Origin of the sequence: Citrobacter sp. Ca225 (genome assembly GCF_030337175.1) — a bacterium.
GTDB classification, from domain to species: Bacteria; Pseudomonadota; Gammaproteobacteria; order Enterobacterales; family Enterobacteriaceae; genus Citrobacter_A; species Citrobacter_A amalonaticus.
This window is the reverse complement of the sequence record NZ_JAOWCD010000021.1, coordinates 1-403: the sequence shown is the minus strand read 5'-3', so window position 1 is coordinate 403 and position 403 is coordinate 1. Positions and strand designations below refer to the sequence as shown.

Genomic DNA, 403 nt, shown 5'->3' with positions numbered 1-403 from the left:
GCCGGACATCAGCGCTATCTCTGCTCTCACTGCCGTAAAACATGGCAACTGCAGTTCACTTACACCGCTTCTCAACCCGGTACGCACCAGAAAATCATTGATATGGCCATGAATGGCGTTGGATGCCGGGCAACAGCCCGCATTATGGGCGTTGGCCTCAACACGATTTTACGTCACTTAAAAAACTCAGGCCGCAGTCGGTAACCTCGCGCATACAGCCGGGCAGTGACGTCATCGTCTGCGCGGAAATGGACGAACAGTGGGGCTATGTCGGGGCTAAATCGCGCCAGCGCTGGCTGTTTTACGCGTATGACAGTCTCCGGAAGACGGTTGTTGCGCACGTATTCGGTGAACGCACTATGGCGACGCTGGGGCGTCTTATGAGCCTGCTGTCACCCTTTGA

The 403-nt window shown here is 55.6% G+C and carries 1 pseudogene; it reads left to right on the top strand.

Annotation, left to right across the window (positions count from 1 at the left end):
• A pseudogene (locus OGW13_RS00735) lies at positions 1 to 403 on the top strand (IS1-like element IS1A family transposase); the annotation flags it as partial.